A 1,142-nucleotide genomic window follows, 5' to 3' on the forward strand; every position below is an offset into this window, starting at 1 on the left:
GTCGCCGGCCCGCTGCTGCCGCGTGCCGCCGATGAAGCCGCGCTGCGCCGCGTCGCCCGCCGCCGCCAGCGCGACGATGTCCAGCGCACCCAGCGAGTCGACGTCCGCTACAGCGTCGCCGAGAAGCAGGCGATCACTGCCAAGGCTCGCTCGATGAACATCGCCGGCGCCCACCTCGTCGGAGCCGCTGTCATGGCCTACCTCGAAGGCGACCTGGCTCTGCTCGGCCAACGCACCGCGATCGACGACTACATCGACGAGCTGAACACCCTGCGCGCCCAGGTCGCGAAGATCGGCACCAACGTCAACCAGATTGCCCGTGTCCTCAACTCCGGCGGCCATCCACAACCCGTGGACGCGGCCGTCCTGGCCCGCGCCCATCGGCTCCTGGACACCGTCCGCGCCACCGTGGTTGGCCTTGACGCAGCCGCGTACAGTGCCACGACCGGAAAGGCCGCCACGGAGTGATCGCCAAGATCACCGGTGGTCAGGACACCGGCAAACTGATCGCCTATCTTTACGGCCCCGGCAAGGCCAACGAGCACACCGACCCGCAACTGGTCGCCTCCTGGGACGGCTTCGCCCCCGACCCCGGCCGCTCCACCGACTTCAACGCCACCAAGAAGCAACTTGTGAAGGCCCTGGACCTCCGAGTGAAGCAGGCCGGCGACCGCGCCCCCAAGCGGCACGTGTGGCACTGCTCCCTACGTGCCGCACCCGAGGACCGGCTCCTCAGCGACCAGGAGTGGGCCGACATCGCCCGCCGCGTCGTGCACGCCACCGGTATCGCACCTGACGGCGACCCGGACGGATGCCGCTGGGTCGCCGTCCGCCACGCCGAGGACCACATCCACATCGCCGCGACCAAGGTCCGCGGCGACCTGCGCCCCGCCCGCCACTGGAACGACTACCTGACCGCCGACCAGGAACTCGCCTCCATCGAGAAGGAATACGGACTCCGCCAAGTCGCCCGTGGCGATCGCACCGCAGCACAGCGTCCTACCCGTGCCGAGAAGGAGAAGGCCCACCGCACCGGGCATCAGGCAACGGCGCGAGAGCGTCTGCGCGTCGCCGTCCGCACCGCACTCTCCATCGCCACCACCCCTGAGGAATTTCTCAGCATCCTCGCCGGCACCGGCAGC

General features: G+C 69.7%; 2 protein-coding genes. Both read left to right on the forward strand.

The window, feature by feature from the left end:
- The first annotated feature begins 15 nt into the window (after nt 1-15).
- On the forward strand, nt 16-468 hold the full coding sequence (mobC, locus tag D7231_RS35360) for a plasmid mobilization relaxosome protein MobC (RefSeq protein ID WP_422396796.1): 453 nt from the start codon (nt 16-18) through the stop codon (nt 466-468).
- The coding region (locus tag D7231_RS35365; RefSeq protein ID WP_422396795.1) for a relaxase/mobilization nuclease domain-containing protein at nt 465-1,142 on the forward strand (678 nt) is incomplete at its 3' end. The genes mobC and D7231_RS35365, both read left to right, overlap by 4 nt.

The organism is Streptomyces klenkii, from assembly GCF_003626645.1.
In the GTDB taxonomy this organism is placed as follows: Bacteria; Actinomycetota; Actinomycetes; order Streptomycetales; family Streptomycetaceae; genus Streptomyces; species Streptomyces klenkii.